Source organism: Pseudomonas baetica (assembly GCF_002813455.1).
GTDB classification, from domain to species: domain Bacteria; phylum Pseudomonadota; class Gammaproteobacteria; order Pseudomonadales; family Pseudomonadaceae; genus Aquipseudomonas; species Aquipseudomonas baetica.
This window is the reverse complement of the sequence record NZ_PHHE01000001.1, coordinates 540,273-557,557: the sequence shown is the minus strand read 5'-3', so window position 1 is coordinate 557,557 and position 17,285 is coordinate 540,273. Positions and strand designations below refer to the sequence as shown.

General features: G+C 59.3%; 18 protein-coding genes. All 18 read right to left on the bottom strand.

The features are described from left to right. Window positions 1-5 precede the first annotated feature (5 nt). The 18 genes from ATI02_RS02470 to ATI02_RS02385 all read right to left on the bottom strand — a co-directional run bounded on the left by ATI02_RS02470 (window position 6) and on the right by ATI02_RS02385 (window position 17,277). Window positions 6-311, bottom strand: coding sequence for an STAS domain-containing protein (locus ATI02_RS02470; protein ID WP_095191135.1), 306 nt, complete (start codon window positions 309-311; stop codon window positions 6-8). Window positions 312-562: 251 nt separating this feature from the next. Further along, entirely contained in the window at window positions 563-1,012 is a 450-nt protein-coding gene (gene fliJ, locus ATI02_RS02465; RefSeq protein WP_095191136.1) for a flagellar export protein FliJ, read from the bottom strand. A 6-nt stretch (window positions 1,013-1,018) separates the two neighbouring features. Beyond that, window positions 1,019-2,377, bottom strand: a complete 1,359-nt coding sequence (fliI, locus tag ATI02_RS02460) for a flagellar protein export ATPase FliI (protein WP_095191137.1) — start codon at window positions 2,375-2,377, stop codon at window positions 1,019-1,021. After that, window positions 2,367-3,173, bottom strand: a complete 807-nt coding sequence (fliH, locus tag ATI02_RS02455) for a flagellar assembly protein FliH (RefSeq protein ID WP_100845343.1) — start codon at window positions 3,171-3,173, stop codon at window positions 2,367-2,369. The genes fliI and fliH overlap by 11 nt, the downstream gene beginning before the upstream one ends. Before the next feature lie 4 nt (window positions 3,174-3,177). After that, window positions 3,178-4,197 carry a flagellar motor switch protein FliG gene (fliG, locus tag ATI02_RS02450; protein WP_095191139.1) on the bottom strand — a complete coding sequence of 340 codons (1,020 nt, stop codon included), beginning with the start codon at window positions 4,195-4,197 and terminating at the stop codon, window positions 3,178-3,180. After that, window positions 4,190-5,977: a flagellar basal-body MS-ring/collar protein FliF gene (gene fliF / locus ATI02_RS02445; RefSeq protein ID WP_095191140.1), complete on the bottom strand. Its 1,788-nt coding sequence runs from the start codon at window positions 5,975-5,977 to the stop codon at window positions 4,190-4,192. The genes fliG and fliF overlap by 8 nt, the downstream gene beginning before the upstream one ends. 15 nt (window positions 5,978-5,992) lie before the next feature. After that, a complete protein-coding gene (gene fliE / locus ATI02_RS02440) occupies window positions 5,993-6,322 on the bottom strand; it encodes a flagellar hook-basal body complex protein FliE (protein ID WP_095191141.1) in 330 nt (109 codons plus the stop codon). Between the two features lie 126 nt (window positions 6,323-6,448). Further along, window positions 6,449-7,840: a sigma-54-dependent transcriptional regulator gene (locus tag ATI02_RS02435; protein ID WP_100845342.1), complete on the bottom strand. Its 1,392-nt coding sequence runs from the start codon at window positions 7,838-7,840 to the stop codon at window positions 6,449-6,451. A 5-nt stretch (window positions 7,841-7,845) separates the two neighbouring features. Beyond that, complete coding sequence (locus ATI02_RS02430; RefSeq protein ID WP_167394904.1) at window positions 7,846-9,039, bottom strand: sensor histidine kinase; 1,194 nt, start codon at window positions 9,037-9,039, stop codon at window positions 7,846-7,848. A gap of 128 nt (window positions 9,040-9,167) precedes the next feature. After that, a complete protein-coding gene (locus ATI02_RS02425; protein ID WP_095191143.1) occupies window positions 9,168-10,643 on the bottom strand; it encodes a sigma-54 dependent transcriptional regulator in 1,476 nt (491 codons plus the stop codon). 170 nt (window positions 10,644-10,813) lie between these two features. Further along, a complete protein-coding gene (fliT, locus tag ATI02_RS02420) occupies window positions 10,814-11,110 on the bottom strand; it encodes a flagellar protein FliT (RefSeq protein WP_095191144.1) in 297 nt (98 codons plus the stop codon). 11 nt (window positions 11,111-11,121) lie between these two features. Further along, the gene (gene fliS / locus ATI02_RS02415; protein ID WP_095191145.1) at window positions 11,122-11,520 is read right to left on the bottom strand and encodes a flagellar export chaperone FliS; all 399 of its coding nucleotides are present in this window, start codon (window positions 11,518-11,520) and stop codon (window positions 11,122-11,124) included. A 129-nt stretch (window positions 11,521-11,649) separates the two neighbouring features. Next, entirely contained in the window at window positions 11,650-13,101 is a 1,452-nt protein-coding gene (gene fliD / locus ATI02_RS02410) for a flagellar filament capping protein FliD (protein WP_095191146.1), read from the bottom strand. An 82-nt stretch (window positions 13,102-13,183) separates the two neighbouring features. Continuing rightward, window positions 13,184-13,540 carry a flagellar protein FlaG gene (locus ATI02_RS02405; RefSeq protein ID WP_100845341.1) on the bottom strand — a complete coding sequence of 119 codons (357 nt, stop codon included), beginning with the start codon at window positions 13,538-13,540 and terminating at the stop codon, window positions 13,184-13,186. Window positions 13,541-13,613: 73 nt separating this feature from the next. Beyond that, a complete protein-coding gene (locus ATI02_RS02400) occupies window positions 13,614-14,465 on the bottom strand; it encodes a flagellin domain-containing protein (RefSeq protein WP_100845340.1) in 852 nt (283 codons plus the stop codon). Window positions 14,466-14,709: 244 nt separating this feature from the next. Beyond that, window positions 14,710-14,976 carry a DUF8042 domain-containing protein gene (locus tag ATI02_RS02395; RefSeq protein ID WP_095191149.1) on the bottom strand — a complete coding sequence of 89 codons (267 nt, stop codon included), beginning with the start codon at window positions 14,974-14,976 and terminating at the stop codon, window positions 14,710-14,712. Beyond that, window positions 14,973-16,262, bottom strand: a complete 1,290-nt coding sequence (locus ATI02_RS02390) for a motility associated factor glycosyltransferase family protein (RefSeq protein WP_100845339.1) — start codon at window positions 16,260-16,262, stop codon at window positions 14,973-14,975. The genes ATI02_RS02395 and ATI02_RS02390 overlap by 4 nt, the downstream gene beginning before the upstream one ends. A gap of 88 nt (window positions 16,263-16,350) precedes the next feature. Beyond that, the gene (locus ATI02_RS02385; RefSeq protein ID WP_095122707.1) at window positions 16,351-17,277 is read right to left on the bottom strand and encodes a ketoacyl-ACP synthase III; all 927 of its coding nucleotides are present in this window, start codon (window positions 17,275-17,277) and stop codon (window positions 16,351-16,353) included. Between the last annotated feature and the right edge of the window lie 8 nt (window positions 17,278-17,285).

Below are 17,285 nucleotides of genomic sequence, written 5' to 3'. Positions count from 1 at the left end.
GGCCGTCAACTGATGTCGAAGAGCTTGTCGAAGTTGGAGATGGCGAGGATCTTGCGCACGTCGGAGTTGCTGTTGACCACCCGCACATCCGAGTCGTCGCCGCCGGCGTGATCGCGCAGCAGGAGCAGCATGCCCAATGCCGAACTGTCGAGGTAGGTGGCTTCTTTCAGATCGACCACAATGGATTCGGGTTTCTTGGCAAGATGCTCATAAGACTCACGAAATTCCTGATGGCGGCCAAAATCGAACCGCCCCCTGACCGAAATCGTCAGCTTTTGACCATCCGGGGATACTTCTGTAACGACTGACATTGACTGGCTTCCTTGTCATTGACGAACGTGTACAAGGTTTAGCACCTGGACTGGGTTGGGGCAAGGTTCAGAGTCGGATCAAATGCGGGAGAGGCGTGTGACATTGTGGGAGGGGGCTTGCTCCCGAAGGCGTTGTGTCAGTTAACACTTCCATCAGCTGACCGACCGCGTTCGGGAGCAAGCCCCCTCCCACTGATTTCGAGGCAGCCCCGCATCCAGTGAACAACCCCCACAGGGTTTAGCCGCGCGGCCTAGAAGGGTTCATGTCGTGGCAACCGCTGGGACAACTCGTCCAGCAGTTTCTGCTCGCGCTTGTCTTCGAGACGTTGCGCCTCTTCGCGATAACGCTGCACCAACTTGCGCAAACCTTCGACTTTGGCGAACGCCTGCTGCCATTCCTCACGCGCCTTATCGAGCTTGTTTTGGTGCCAGACCAGGCTTTGCCGCTGCTGATCGACAGCGGTGTCGAGTTGCGCCAGAAAGCCCTGAAAACCAAGCAGCCACTGCCCGCTCACGCCGGTGCTGCCGCGCACGATCCATTGCTGCGAGTAATCCAGACGGAAGGCATTGAGGTCGGCGAGTTTGCTTTCGGCGACTTTGACCTGACCCTGAAAATAGCCCAGGCGTTGCACGGCGGTTTTCTCGGCCTGTTCGGCCATGTCCACCACCGGTGCCAGGCGCGCGGCTCGGCTGACGGCCATGAGCGGTTACCCGCCCGCCGCAGGGGCGAACAGCGTTTCCAGATAAGCCTGGCTTTCGCCCATGTTGATTTTGTCGTTCAGCCCCTGGCGCTGGTACCTGACCAACTGCGGTTGCAGGGAAATCGCCAGATCGGTCTCGCGGTCGCCACCAGCAACATAGGCGCCGACACTGATCAGATCGCGACTCTGCTGATAGCGCGACCACAACTGCTTGAAATACTGCGCACGCTGCATATGTTCCGCCGAGACCACCGCCGGCATCACCCGGCTGATCGACGCTTCGATATCGATGGCCGGGTAGTGTCCTTCCTCGGCCAGTCGCCGGGACAGCACGATGTGCCCGTCGAGTACGCCCCGCGCCGAGTCGGCAATCGGGTCCTGCTGGTCATCGCCTTCGGACAACACGGTGTAGAACGCCGTGATCGAACCGCCGCCCTTCTCCGCGTTACCGGCGCGCTCCACCAGTTTCGGCAGTTTGGCGAATACCGATGGCGGATAACCCTTGGTCGCTGGCGGCTCGCCGATGGCCAGGGCGATTTCCCGCTGGGCCTGGGCGAAACGGGTCAGCGAATCCATCAGCAACAGGACGTTCTTGCCCTTGTCGCGGAAATACTCGGCGATCCGCGTGCAGTACATCGCCGCGCGCAAACGCATCAGCGGCGCATCGTCCGCCGGCGAGGCGACCACCACCGAACGCTTGAGGCCTTCTTCACCGAGAATGTGCTCGATGAACTCCTTAACTTCTCGACCCCGCTCACCGATCAGACCCACGACGATGATGTCGGCCTCGGTGAAGCGGGTCATCATGCCCAGCAGCACGGATTTACCCACGCCAGTACCGGCGAACAGACCGAGGCGCTGACCACGACCGACCGTCAACAAACCGTTGATGCAACGGATGCCGACGTCCAGCGGCACGCTGATCGGGTCACGGTTGAGCGGGTTGATGGTCGGGCCGTCCATCGGCACCCAGTCTTCGGCTTTCATGCCGCCCTTGCCGTCCAGCGCACGACCGGCACCATCGAGTACGCGACCGAGCATGCTCATGCCCATCGGCAAACGACCGGTTTCGGCCAGCGGCACCACGCGGGCACCCGGAGCAATGCCGGCGACGCTGCCGACCGGCATCAGAAATACTTTGCTGCCGGAGAAGCCCATGACTTCCGCTTCCACCTGCGAGGGGTGATAGCTGTCGTCGTTGATCACCAGGCAGCGCGTGCCCATGGCTGCACGCAGGCCTTCGGCTTCCAGCGTGAGGCCGACCATGCGCAGCAGGCGACCTTCGAGAATCGGCGCGCCGGCAATTTCGGTGGCCTCGGCATAGGTGCTCAGGCGCTTGGCGAAACTGGTGCGTTCAAGGCGCATCGGGTTCGTCCGCGAGCGGCTCTTCCGGGACTGCCGCCGGTTTGATGTCTTCAGGAATGTCCAGGCTCACGTCCGGCTCGGCCGGATGAAGGACTTGTTCGTGCAACTGGTCGAACAGCTTGTCCATGACCTGGATGACGCGGCTTTCGATGCTGGCATCAATGCGACTGTGCGCGGTTTCGACCCGGCAACCGCCCGGTAACAAGGACTCGTCTTCGACGATGCGCCAGCTTTCCTCATGACGTTCGCGCAGGGCTTTGGCCTGCTCGAAGTCCTGCGGATTGACGTACAGACGCACGTTGTCGACACCCAGCGGCAGCAGCTTGAGGGCGTCGCGCATGACGTGTTCGATCTGGCTGGAGTCGATCGCCAATTCGCGCTTGATCACCTGTTTGGTGATGTGTTGCACGAGATCGACCAGCGACTTTTCGATCTGGGTATCTTGCTCGGCGATCGGCTCGAACAAATGACTCATCAGTTGCTCAAGGCTGGCGAGTTTTGCCGCCAGGGCCACTTCGGCCTCTTGACGCACCTTCAGCGTGGCGCTGTGAAAACCTTCTTTTTCGCCAACGGCGAAGCCCTCGTTGTAAGCCTCCTGGCGGATGCTTTCGAGCTCCTCAAGCGTCAGTGGCTGGACTTCTTCCAGCGGCACTTCTTCCATTTCCGGCGGTTCAGGCTCGGGCTCTGGCTCGGGTTCCGGTTTTGGCGGATCGAAGCTGGGCAGCGCCCAGGACTCAAAGCCGCGAACATCGCGGGCACGGATCAGATCCGTCACATCGTCATCGTGCTTATCCATGGGCTTAGATCATTTCCTCGCCACCCTTGCCACCCAGGACGATCTCGCCAGCTTCGGCCATACGACGAGCAATGGTGAGGATTTCCTTCTGCGCCGTTTCCACGTCGCTGACGCGCACCGGGCCTTTGGCCTCGAGGTCGTCGCGCAACAGTTCGGCGGCACGTTTGGACATGTTCTTGAAGATCTTCTCTTTGACGCCTTCGTCCGAACCCTTGAGGGCCAGCACCAGCACGTCGGAAGACACTTCGCGCAACAGCGCCTGAATGCCGCGGTCGTCGACGTCGGCGAGGTTGTTGAACACGAACATGAGGTCTTCGATCTGACCGGACAGGTCTTCGTCGACTTCGCGGATCGAGTCCATGAGCTGGCCTTCGATCGAGCTGTCGAGGAAGTTCATGATGTCCGCCGCACGCTTGATGCCACCCAGGGTGGTGCGCGAGGCATTCGAGTTGCCGGAGAACTGCTTCTCGAGAATCTGGTTGAGCTCTTTCAATGCTGCCGGTTGCACGGTATTCAACGACGAGACGCGCAGGATGATGTCCAGACGCACCTTGTGGTCGAAGTTGCCAAGCACTTCACCGGCCTGATCCGGGTCGAGGTATGCCACCACGATCGCCTGGATTTGCGGGTGTTCGTAACGGATTACGTCGGCAACCGCGCGCGGTTCCATCCATTTCAGGCTGTCGAGGCCGCTGGTGTTGCCACCGAGCAGGATGCGATCGATCAGGCCGTTGGCCTTGTCTTCACCCAGGGCCTGGGTGAGCATTTTGCGCACGTAGTCGTCAGAACCGACGCCCAGGCTGGTCTGGTCGCCGACGATGTCGACGAACTCGCTCATGACCTGTTCGACTTGCTCGCGATGGACGTTGCCCATCTGCGCCATGGCCACACCCACACGCTGAACCTCTTTCGGGCCCATGTGGCGCAGCACTTGCGCGGCATCGGTCGAGCCCAGGGACAGCAGCAGAATCGCTGCTTTATCAACCCGGGTCAGTTTGGCGACGGCGGCTCGGTTATCACTCATCTGCGTTAATCCACTCTTTCACGACCTGGGCCACGCGACCCGGGTCTTCTGCCACCAGACTCTTGATTGCATTCAGTTGCGCGTCATAACCCTCGCTCGGGCTCGGCAACAGAATGCTCTGCGGACCACCGAGGCTCACGCGGTCGTTGGAAAGTTCGCCGTCCAGGCCGCCCATGCCACCGAGTTCCACGTCGCTGCCCAGACCGGCCAGCTCCTTGCCTTTGCCACCGCCGGTGATGTTGTTGAGCACCGGACGCAGCACACCAAACACCAGCACCAGGATGAACAACACGCCCAGCACTTGTTTGACGATGTCCCAGAACCATGGCTGGGAGTAGAACGGAATATCGGCAATCACTTCACCGCGCTCGGCGGAGAACGGCATGTTGATCACGCTGACGCTGTCGCCACGGCTGGCGTCAAAACCGACGGCGTCCTGCACCAGGCGAGTGAAGCGCGCCAATTCGTCGGCGCTCCACGGCGCGCGGGTGGTTTCACCGTTGGCCGCATTGACCTTGACCTGATCGTCAACCACCACCGACACCGACAGACGATTCAGGCGACCCTGCTGCTGCTTGGTGTGGCTGATGGAGCGATCGAGTTCGAAGTTCTTGGTGGATTGTTGACGCTTGTCGGCCGGGTACGGCGCGAGCATCGGCTGACCGGTCGCCGGGTCCATGATCTGCTGGCCGTTGGCGTCAACCAATGGCTGACCTGGCTGCACCATACTGGCAGGCGCTGCAGCGCCACCCGTGGTTTGCGGTGCCGAGGCCGGCGACGGTGGCTGGTTGCTGAGGGCACCCGGCACACCTTGCGGGCCATTGCTGGCGGTACGCTGTTCGTTAACTGACTGCTCGCTGCGCAGCGCCGGTTGATCCGGGTTGAACTGCTCGGCAGTGGATTCGACGGCGTTGAAATCGATATCGGCCGACACTTCAGCCTTGTAGCGATCGTTGCCCAGTACCGGTTGCAGAATGTTGTGCACGCGCTGGGTGAGCATGCTTTCCATGCGACGGCTGTAATCGAACTGCTTGCCGGCCATGGTCATTTCAGAGTTTTCCGCCTGATCAGAGAGCAGATTGCCCTTCTGGTCGACGACGGTAATCTGCGATTTGCTCAGCTCGGGAACGGAAGTGGCCACCAGGTTGATGATGGCAACGACCTGGCCTGGCTCCAGCGAACGACCGGAGTACAACTCGACCAGAATCGAAGCGCTCGGCTTGCGTTCATCACGCACGAACACCGAACTCTTCGGAATCGCCAGGTGCACGCGGGCACCCTTGACGTTGTTCAGGCTGGAGATGGTTCGCGCCAGTTCACCTTCAAGGCCGCGACGGTAACGCGTCGCTTCCATGAATTGGCTGGTGCCCAGACCCTGTTCCTTGTCGAGGATTTCGAAACCGATGTTGCCATCGCTGGGAGTGACACCAGCAGCAGCGAGCTTCATCCGCGCACGGGACAAGTCATCGGCCTTGACCAGCAAGGCACCGGAGTTGGGTTCAACGGTGTAAGGGATGTCGGCGGAGGCCAGGGTGTCCATGACCTGCTTGGCGTCCATGCCGGCAAGACTGCCGTACAACGGACGATAATCCGGCTGCTGCGACCACAGCACCACGGCAAAGCCAATCGCCACGCTCGCAGCCAGACCGACCAACAGGCCCACCTGACGCAGCACGGTCATCTCGGAGAGGTTTTCCAGGAAGGACAAGCCGAACAGCGGCGGTTTGCCGTCTATCGGGGTGGCCTTGGCCGGAACGTTATCGGCGACTGCTTCTGCCATGACTCAATCTCTTCCTTAAACCGGCATCTGCATGATGTCTTGATAGGCCTGAACCAGTTTATTGCGCACCTGGGTCAGAGCCTGGAACGACACGCTGGCTTTTTGCGAAGCGATCATCACGTCCGTCAGGTCGACGCCGCTCTTGCCGATTTCGAAGGCGTTGGCCAGCTGGGTCGAAGCCTGCTGGGTATTGCTGACTTTGTTGATGGCTTGACCGAGCATGTCGGAAAAGCTGCTGCCTGCCAGTTCAGGGACAGCGGCGGTCGATTTCGGCGTCGACATGGCATCCATTTTCATGGCCTTCATGTCCATCATCAACCGATTGAATTCAATACCTTGGCTCATGGTCTACTCTCTTGGGCGGCCCGCATTTTTTTGACACTCACTCGACGGGTACACAGGTGTTAGCAACAAGGGTGCCAGCTCATGGGCACCTCTTTCAGAAAAGCTTTTTCAAACGTTGCGTGTGGCTCACGTGGCGAACAGATAACCTTCGACGTCCATCCCCGCATCGCGCATTTGCGCCAGCTTGTAACGCAGGGTGCGCGGGCTGATGCCGAGCTTTTGCGCCGCTTCTTTACGGCGGCCACGCTCAGTGCGCAGGGTGTCGATGATCATCTGAAACTCCCGGCGGCGCAGGTCATCGCCCAGAGCCCCGGCCGAATCCGCGTCGAGTTCGACTTCGCGAATGACGGCCGGACCCGGGGTTACCGACGGCAAAGCGGCGAACGTCACGCTGCCCTGCAAACAGAAATCCTGCGGCTGGATCAAACCACCCTGCTGCAGAATCAACGCACGCTGAATCGCGTTATCCAGCTCACGCACGTTGCCAGGCCATGGATATCCGGTCAGGCACGCTTGCGCCTCTGGCGAAAGTTTCGCCGCGGCATGCTTCATTTTATTGACGTGTTTGGCCAACAACCGCTCAGCCAGCGGCAAGATATCGGCAGTGCGCTCGCGAAGTGGACGCCAGGCCAGGGGGAAAACCGACAGACGGTAGAAAAGGTCTTCACGGAACCGACCCGCCGCTACTTCGCCGGCCAGATCACGGTTGGTGGTGGCGACCACGCGGATATCCAGAGTGATCGGCTTACGCCCGCCAACCCGCTCGACTTCGCGCTCTTGCAGAACACGCAGCAGCTTGGCTTGCAGGCCAAGCGGCATTTCGGAGATTTCGTCGAGCAGTATAGTGCCGCCGTGGGCCTGTTCGAACTTGCCCGCCTGCGCCGCAATGGCGCCGGTGAACGAGCCTTTCTCATGCCCAAACAACGTCGCTTCAAGCATGTTGTCCGGGATCGCTGCGCAATTGATCGCAATGAACGGCTGATTGGCGCGATGGGATTGCTGGTGAATGTAGCGCGCCAGCACTTCCTTGCCGGTGCCGGACTCGCCGGAAATCAGCACCGTGGAATCACTGCGGGCGACACGCGCAGCTAACTCCAGAAGCTGCGCACTGGCTGGCTCGACCGCGATCGGACCTTCGGTGTCGCTGGCACTGAGGCTACCCAGCGCATGCCGCGCCACCAGATCAAGCAAAGCCTTTGGCTCGAACGGCTTGACCAGATAGTCCGCCGCGCCTTGGCGCATGGCATCGACGGCGCGCTCCACGGCGCCATGCGCGGTCATCAGCAACACCGGCAATTGCGGCTGACGGGCGCGCAGCAGCGAAAGCAATTGATGACCATCCATACCAGGCATGTTGACGTCGCTGACCACCAGGCTGAACGCCTCGCACGCCACCGCCGCCAACGCCTCTTCAGCGCTGCCGACCGCATGATAATCGTGGCCCGCCAACAGCAGCGTATCGGCCAGCGCTTCACGCAACGAACGGTCATCCTCGACCAGCAGAACCTTGATGCCCATGTCTTTCACTCAGCTCCCTGTACAGCGCAAAACAGCGGCAGGATCACCTGCGCGCACGTGCCGCGCCCGACGCGCGAACGCAGCTGCAATTCTCCCTGATGTGCCCGCGCCACCGCTTTGACCACGGTCAGGCCAAGGCCGGTACCGGTGACTTTAGTGGTAAAAAATGGCTCACCAAGGCGCTCCAGCACCGCCGGCTCGATCCCGCTGCCGGTATCGCTGACGCACACGCGCAGCGTGTTGTCGCGGGTGTAGCAATGCACCTTCAAACGCACATCGGCGGCGCTGGCCTGGATCGCGTTTTCGAGCAGATTCAGCAGAGCGCCGACCAGCGTATCGCGATTGCACAGCAACTCGCCGGCATGGCTGTCGCACTGCCAGCGAACAGGCAGATCCTGCACATGAGTCAGCGCGGCAGCCTGGAGTGCCTGCATCAGGGCATTGGGCGTGAGGCGGTCGGTAAGCGGCAATTCGCCGCGAGCAAACACCAGCATGTCGCGCACCTGATGCTCCAGCTCGTGCAGGCGCTCCTTGAGCCGTCCGGCAAACCGCTGCTGGGTGGCGACAGGCAGTTCCTGCTCAGTCAAATGACTGGCGTAGAGCAGCGCAGCGGACAATGGCGTACGGATCTGATGCGCCAGCGACGCAACCATGCGTCCCAGCGAGGACAGGCGCTCGTGGCGTGCCAGTTGATCTTGCAGATGACGGGTTTCTGTCAGGTCGTTGAGCAGCACCAATTGCCCCGGCTCAGCGTCCAGCGAGCGTGTGGCAATCGACAGGCGCCGACCGTCTTTCAGGGAGATTTCGTGACCGTCGTCTTCACGCGGGGCGAAGCAGCGCGCAATGACATGGCGCCACAGTTCGCCTTCCAGCGGCAGACCGAGTAACTCAATGGCGGCCGGATTGGCTTCACGCACGATGCCATGACCATCTATGACGATAACGCCACCGGGCAACAGATCGAGGAGGTTTTGCAAACGGTTGGCCAGGCGTTCTTTTTCCGCCAGTTCCTGCATGCGTTGGGCACTGACCACCGCCAGTTCACCCTTGAGCTCAGTGACCCGCGCCTCAAGCATGCTGTAGGAGTCAGTCAACTGACTGGACATCTGACTGAAGAGCGCGAACGCCTGCTCGAGACCCTGACGGCTCGCCTGCTCTACGGACGACGCTTGCCCCTCGGCATTGGGGGCTGAAGACATCTGGGAGGCTTGGGGCATTGTGCTCTCTCGCTTGGCTGACCGTCAGTTAAACGGAACGTTGCGAGTGATGTAGCAATACCCGTGCCTAAAAAAAATCACTTATAAATGAAGCAGTTGAAAAACAGGCGTCAATCCTCCGCCTGTTCATCTCCGTCGCGCCGACTCATGCCGTACTTACGCATCTTCTCCACCAGCGTGGTCCGCCGAATACGCAGACGCTCCGCAGCTCGCGCCACAATGCCGTTAGCATCGTCCAGAGCCTGCTGAATCAGGCCCTGCTCCAGACCACCGAGGTAGTCCTTCAGATCAAGGCCTTCCGGCGGCAGCATGGCGTTGGCGCTGAAGTCAGGCGTATGGCCGTTGATTGCCACGCGCTCTTCGAGGTCGCTGCGCAGGCTGTCGACCATTTGCTCGTCTTCGTCGTCGACGTAGCGGAATTTTTTCGGCAACTCGACCACGCCGATCACCCCGTACGGATGCATGATCGCCATGCGCTCGACCAGGTTGGCCAGTTCGCGGACGTTGCCCGGCCAGCCGTGACGGCACAGCGACATGATCGCCGCCGAATTGAAACGGATCGAACCGCGTTTTTCGTGCTCCATGCGCGAGATCAACTCGTTCATCAGCAGCGGGATATCCTCGACGCGCTCACGCAGCGGCGCCATCTCGATCGGGAACACGTTCAGGCGATAGTAAAGGTCTTCGCGGAACGTACCGATCTCGATCATGCTTTCGAGATTCTTGTGGGTCGCGGCAATGATGCGCACGTCGACGCTCTGGGTCTTGTTGCTGCCTACGCGCTCGAAGGTGCGCTCCTGCAACACGCGCAGCAGCTTGACCTGCATCGGCAGCGGCATGTCACCGATTTCGTCGAGGAACAGCGTACCGCCGTTTGCCAGCTCAAAGCGGCCGGCACGGCTGGTGATGGCACCGGTAAAAGCGCCCTTCTCGTGGCCGAACAGTTCGCTTTCCAGCAGCTCTGCCGGGATCGCCCCGCAGTTGACCGGCACGAACGGCGCGTCACGGCGCTTGGAGTGGTAATGCAGGTTACGCGCGACCACTTCCTTGCCGGTACCGGACTCGCCAAGGATCAGCACGCTGGCGTCGGTGTCGGCCACTTGCTGCATCATCTGGCGTACGTGCTGGATCGCCCGGCTGGTACCGACGAGGCTGCGAAACAGATTGGGTTCGCGATGACGGCCGCGTTCACGAGCCTGGTCATACATCTCGCGATAGACCTGGGCGCGGTGCAGCGAATCGAGCAATTTGCTGTAGCTGGGCGGCATTTCCAGGGTCGAAAGCACGCGGCGACGCTGGTCTTCAGGCAAGTCGACGGAAGAATTATCGCCCATCAACAAAACCGGAAGGAACTCATCCCAGGTCGAGAGTGTCTTTAGCAAGCCCAAAAGCGCGCCAGGAGCATTAACCGTCCCGATCAGTACGCAAATGACCTCACGACTAGACGACAAAGAGCCGACTGCCTGCTGCCAGTCATGGCTGCCGCAGGGTAAATTTTCTTCGCCGAGAAAATTTAGAATCACCGCCAAGTCGCGGCGGCGAACGCTATCGTCATCGATCAGCAGAATTTTGGTTTCACGCCACATGCAATAGCAACTTCCCTAGTCAACTCAATGCCCGAAATATGGGGCGAGCGAGACGCTTGCAGGACACCATGTGCCTGTAGACGCCTGAAATCTGAAAACAGCCACTAGTTAAGTCAAAAAACCGTGCACAGTCAAATTTATGGCGCACATCTGGATTAACTGGGGGTTAATTAACCAAACAGATGGTAAACCTTTGCCGCCTTTTGCGCTTGGGTGATCTGCGACATCTCGTTGGCTATCGCCTGCCGTTCACCCATGGCCACCTCAAGAAGCTCCTTGTAGACATGGAGCAACTCCTCAAGATTGTCGCGCAAGGCGACCTCGTCCAGCGAAGCCTCACTCAAGACGTCTTCCATGCAGGAACGGCAAGCCAGATCCAACTCGCCAATGGCTTCCCAGTTACGTTCGGCCAGAGCACTGACCAACGCTTCACGGGTATCGGCAATTCGCTGCAATACAAGACTCATGGTGATCTCCTTTAGAACTGCGGAGCAGGCACAGGGGCAATCGCATCCCAACCTTCTTTGACCGTGCTCAGCAGGCCGGCGACCTCATCAAGAATGCGTGGATCGCTGCTGATATTCGCCTCGGCCAGACGCTTCATCATGTAGATGTACAAGCCGTCCAGATCCGCCAGCGTATCAGCACTGTTTTCCAGATCCAGACCTTCACGCAAACCACTGACAATGCCGATAGCCTTGCTGATCGACGTGCACTTGCCAGGAATGTCCTTGCGCTCGATGGCGCCTTTGGCCTGAGCAATGCGGGCCAGCCCGCCTTCCATCAGCATTTGCACCAGACGGTGCGGGCTCGCCTCGGATGTCTGGGCGTGCGCACCGACTTTCTGATATTGCCGAAGGGCTAACATTGGGTTCATGTTCTACCTCATTGCCACAATGACTCGTATAACCAGTGTATCGCCATCGAATCACAGAACTTTAGATCAAAAGACAAAAACCCGGCGCACGCCGATAAAGCGTAGCCGGGTTTCTGTCGTTGCCAGCCGTTACTTCGCGGATTGCTGAGCGTTCATCGTGGCGAAGAACGAGGTGATGTTGCTCGCCGTCGCCTTCATCTGCCCGACCAGAAGGTCCATGGCGTTGTACTTGGCCGTCAACGTCTTCGTCAGGTTATCGACGCGCAAGTCCAGGGCTGCCTGCTGCTTTTGCAGAGCGGTGGTTCGGCTCGTCAGGTTGGAACTGCGCTGATCGAGCAGCCCGCCCGTTTCCGAATACGGCTTAAGCGCGGTGTTCATGCGCGACAACAGGCCGTTTTTGGCATCGGTACCGCTGAACAACTGCTGAACCTGACCGGCCATGCCCGGCGTTTCCATGCGTTGTTTGAACACCGCGGTGTCCAGCGTCAGCAAACCGGTCTTGCTGTCCGTCAGAACACCCATTTGCGACAGAACGGCCAATTGCCCTGGCTGGCCCGCTCCTGGAGCGGTCAGTTGAGCACGAATATCCGCCATCAGAGAACGCGGCAGCGCGTCACCGGTGAACGCCGCAGACACCGTCAGATTGCCATCCTCGTCCGGCGTAGCCTTGGACAGGGTGTCGATGGTTTTCTTCAGGGTGTTATAGGAATCGATGAACGACTGCAGAGACGTCTGGATGCCGGCGGTGTTGGTCGCTACCGAGACATTCGCAGCGGTTTGCTTGCCACCCGCATCCACAGGGCTGGCGGTAACGAGATTCAGCGTCATGCCGCTGATTGCACCGGTCACCGTATTGGACTTGCTGGTGACAGTCAGCCCGTCGATGGTCAGGGTTGCATCCTTGGCCACCTCTCCGACCGCGCCCGAAGCGCCCGCCGCAGGGGAACTGCCCATAGGCTGGGTACCGTCGATTTCCAGACCCGCGATGCCGCTGACCTTGAGGTCCATGCCAGCGCCGGTCTTGTTCGAACTGAGCACCAGGCGCGAAGCACCTGTGCTGTCAGTCACGATGTTGGCAGAGATACCATTGGCCGACTGCGCGGTGTTGATCGCGTCTCGCGTCGACTGCAAGGTGGCATTGGCCGGAATCGTGACAGGGTAATCAGTGCCATTCTGAGTGATTTTCAGAGTACCACTCGGAATGGCACTGGCGGCACCGCCGGCAAAGGCGGCACTGGCTATTTTCGAGCCGGTGGCCAGGTTCTTCACGACAACACTGTAGGTACCAGGCACGGCAGTCTTGTCCGACGTTGCACCGAGCACGGCCGGGGTGTCCGACGTCGCGGTGAAACCGGCAAACGCAGGGCTCGACGCACTGTTCAGGTCGGTCATCGACTTCTGGAACGCGGCCAGAGCACTTTTCAGCGAACCAACGCCGGAAATCTTCAGCGAGTTGGTTTTCGTCTGCGTGTCGATCTGGGTCTGCTTGGCAGACTTGTCGGCGTTGACCAGCGCGGTGACGATCGCGCCGATGTCCAGACCGGAACCCAGCCCGGAACCCGGTAGAATTGGACTTGCCATGTGCATCTCCCTTCAGATTGTTGCCATTCTTTTGACCGTTACACGCGTCCTGAGAACGGACAAACATAATTCATGCCAGCTATCAGACTTTGGCGTCAAACAACACGTGGCTCGCATTGGCGAGGCTGTCTGCCAGCTTGAGGGCTTCTGCGGAGGGAATCTGTCGAACGACTTCACCCGTCTCGCTTGTGATCACCTTGACGATGACCTTACCGGAGTGTTCATCAATCGAGAACTCCAGATTGCGCTTGATCGACTGGACAAACTTTTCGATCTCCTGCACCGCCAGTTTCAACTTGGCGTCGTCCGTCTCCTGACTCTTGTCAGCAACCGGAGCTTCAGCCTTGGCAACTCTAGGCGTCTCTGACGGTTTGGCAGCAACCGGCGTTACTGGCTTGGGAGCCGGGTAAGACAGGTTAAGCTTGACGCTCATGTCCATGCCCATCACCTCCTAACGTAAAAAAGCGAGAGAGCACGACAAGCGCACCCCCCCGCTCAAACTCGATCCGAAATTACTGAAGCAGCTTCAGTACAGCGGAAGGCAGTTGGTTGGCTTGAGCCAGAACAGAAGTCGAAGCCTGTTGCAGGGTTTGCTGCTTGGTCAGGTTAGCAGTCTCTGCGGCGAAGTCGGTATCTTGTACGCGACCTTGTGCAGCAGTAGTGTTCTCGGTGATGTTCTGCAAGTTCTGGATGGTGCTGGTCAGACGGTTTTGCGAAGCACCCAGGCTGGCACGAGTTGCACCGATGGCAGCGATAGCGGCGTCGATTGCAGTGATCGCGTTGTCGATGTTGGTAGTAGCGCCAGTGAGGGTAGCACCGGTCAGGGCCAGAGTACCGCTGCCTACCGACAGGCTTACTGCGTCGAACTTGGAGCTCAGTACCAGGTTGATGTGGTTAGCCGAACCGGTGTTTGCGCCCACTTGCAGGGTCACAGTACCAGCCGAACCGTCCAGCAGGTTTTTGCCGTTCAGGTTGGTAGCAGCCGAGATACGGGTGATTTCGTCAGACATCTGAGCGAATTCAGCGTTGGTAGCGGTCTGGTCAGCAGTGCCGTTGGTACCGTTACGTGCTTTAACAGCCAGTTCACGCATACGCTGCAGAATGTCGGTGGTCGCTTGCATAGCGCCTTCAGCGGTCTGAGCAACGGAGATACCGTCGTTGGCGTTCTGGATGGCTTGGGTGTTACCACGGATCTGCGAGGACATACGGTTCGAGATCTGCAGGCCAGCGGCGTCGTCTTTAGCGCTGTTGATTTTCAGGCCGGAAGACAGGCGCTGCATCGAAGTCGACAGAGCGTCGGAAGCGCGGTTCAGGTTTTTCTGAACGTTCAACGACGTAGTGTTGGTGTTTACTGTTAAAGCCATGACGAATTCCTCGTTGGTTGGGTACTGCGGCTTCCGGCCCTGGCAACCGCCGGGTATGGCCTAGAGAACCTTCGTAATAGTTATCGTCGGGTTTGCAGGTTGCTTGAGGGCTTTTTAAAAAAATTTTGCCATCACCCTGCCACCCCAGAGAAAACAAGGGCTTAGTCGCCCCCCACCGCACGAAAAACTGACGCCATAAAACCGACCGCCACGCAAACCTGCGGGCCAGTGCGGTTGCCCGCGCTCAGGCCGGCACACTTTGCAGCAGCTCGAGCAGCTCGTACTCCATGTAATCAGCCAGACCCAACCAATCCTGCCGCTCCTGGCAGTCGAGCATTTGCGTGAGTATCTGCGCCCACAACGTCTGGACATCTGCAGGCGCGCCCTGAAGCAAATGCTGTGCACCTTCAAACACGTCGACCATGATCAACGCCGCCTCGACGTCACGTCCCAATCGAAACAGTCGCGCACACTGGCGGCATTCGCCGATGCACTTTTCCATCGCCGTCATTGCACGAACTCCTGATTGAACTGGGTCCCGACAATCAGCGCACCCGCCCGGCTGCTGTTGAAGAACTGCACGTGCGGATGCGCGGCGATATAACGCTCCAGCACACACAAATAACCACGGAAGTTCAGTTGAGTGCTGACCTTCTGGCCATTGCCATCGCGCACCCAGTGCCGCGCCTGACTCACCCCCGGCCCCAATTCGCCGTCATCCCAGCCGGCATGGGTCTTGTTCATCGGGAAGGCGAAGTCAGCGCCAAACAGAGTGATGCGCGTCGCGCCCATTTTCACCGCCAGATCCACGGCCGGGTGAATCACACTGCCACCGACATGCAACAGCCCACGGGGATACTGCTCGCGCAATTGCGCGTATACCGGACTTGCCGAATAGCCACCATAGCGCTTGCCTTTCCAGGCGCGTAACACCTCGGGATCGCTCATGGGCAGGTACACCAGCGGGATGCCATCGGACTGCTCGAACGGCAGATGCCGAAAGCCGATGCGTTGATCGATGGTCACCACCAGGTCCGGCACGATGCCGCGTTCACGCAGCGGACGGTAAGCGGTGTCGACGCAGATCAATAGCGCACGATCCGCGTGCTGCTGGACCGCTGCCAGTCGCTCAAAATGGCTTTCGAGCGTCGGCCCGGTGCCGATCACGTAGATCTGCCGATCGGTGCAGGTGCCGAACAATTGCGCCACATCGTCATCGCCGAGCAATACCGGCAGGCATTCCTGCAAGCGCTGTTGAATGAACGGCGACTGCGCATCGAATTCACGATTGTTGAAGCTCAAATGCACTTCATTGACCAGCCGATCACGGATCTTCGCGTTGAAGTCATCGGCCAGCAGCATCTCGGCAGGCAAGGCAAAAAACGGTGTGCGGATATCGGACAGATCGCCGGCGTAGAACAACTGCACACGCGGATCTTCCAGCCACTGGCGCTGATCGAGCAGTTGCACCACCAGCGCGAACAGCGCGCCGTTGAGAATGTGCACGTACAGACGCTCAAGACCGTCACGCTGCAGCAGGACAGTGGGCAAATCGCCAAGGCCGGTGCCATAGACATGCAAGTGCGCTTTGTCCGCCAGGCTGGCGGCCTGGACCTGGGCCTCATGCAGTCGGTCATGGCGACTGGTGAGCTGAATGCCACCAACACTCAGCGTCGAACCCAGGCCCTGTACCAACCCGGCTTCTATCGCCGCACTGTCTTCAGCCATCAATCGCTCGAACAGCGCCGGCCAGCGTCGCTGAAGGACCTCGGCATTGGCCTGGAAAAACTCGCTCATGACGGCTTTCGCTCCGTTTCAGGCAAAAAAAATAGCGTTCAAGGTTAACCTTGAACGCTATTTTTGTATCCGCCGTTTTTACTCAGGCTCAAGGGCGATAGATAATCGCCGAGCCCCACGACAGACCGACACCGAAACCACTGAGTGCAATGCGCTGCCAGTCGGAATCGATCACGTGTTTTTCCAGCAGCAGCGGAATGCTCGACGAAACGGTATTGCCGGTCTCGACCATGTCCTTGATGAACTTCTCAGGCTCGCCTTCGAAGCGTCGCGCTACGGCGTCGACAATCGCCGCACTGCCCTGGTGAATGCAGAAGGCATCGATATCGTCGGCCTTCAAACCCGAATCGTCGAGCAGTTCATGCAAATGCGCCGGGACTTTGAGCAGCGCGAAGTTGAACACCTGACGACCGTTCATGAAGAACACGCCATCGGTCACTTTCAGGTGTGGCGCGCCGGAACCGTCGGTGCCGAATTTGGCTTTACCCAATGCCCAGGTCGGATCTTCGCCCATCCAGGTCGCGGTGGCGGCATCGCCAAACAACATGGTGGTGTTGCGATCTTCCGGATCGACGATCTTCGAATAAGGGTCAGCGGTGATCAGCAGACCATTCTTCAAACCTGCGGCTTCCATGAAGCCCTTGATCGCGTAGATGCCGTAGACGTAACCGGAGCAGCCCAGGGAAATATCGAACGCGGCGACATTGGTCGGCAAGCCGAGTTTGTCCTGCACAATGGCGGCAGTGTGCGGCAGGCCTTCTTCGTCACCGTTCTGAGTGACGACGATCAGTGCGTCGATCGATTCACGTTTCAGCTCTGGGTTGCTGGCAAACAGCGCATTGGCTGCTTCCACGCACAGATCGGAGGTTTCTTGTTCAGCGTCTTTGCGCGGCAGGAACGCCGAGCCGATTTTGCCAAGGATGAACTCTTCATCCTTCTCGAATTTTGCACCTTGTGCGTAATTGTCCACGCCGGCTACAGGAACGTAGCTCGCAATGCTTTTTATGCCAATCATTACGGCTT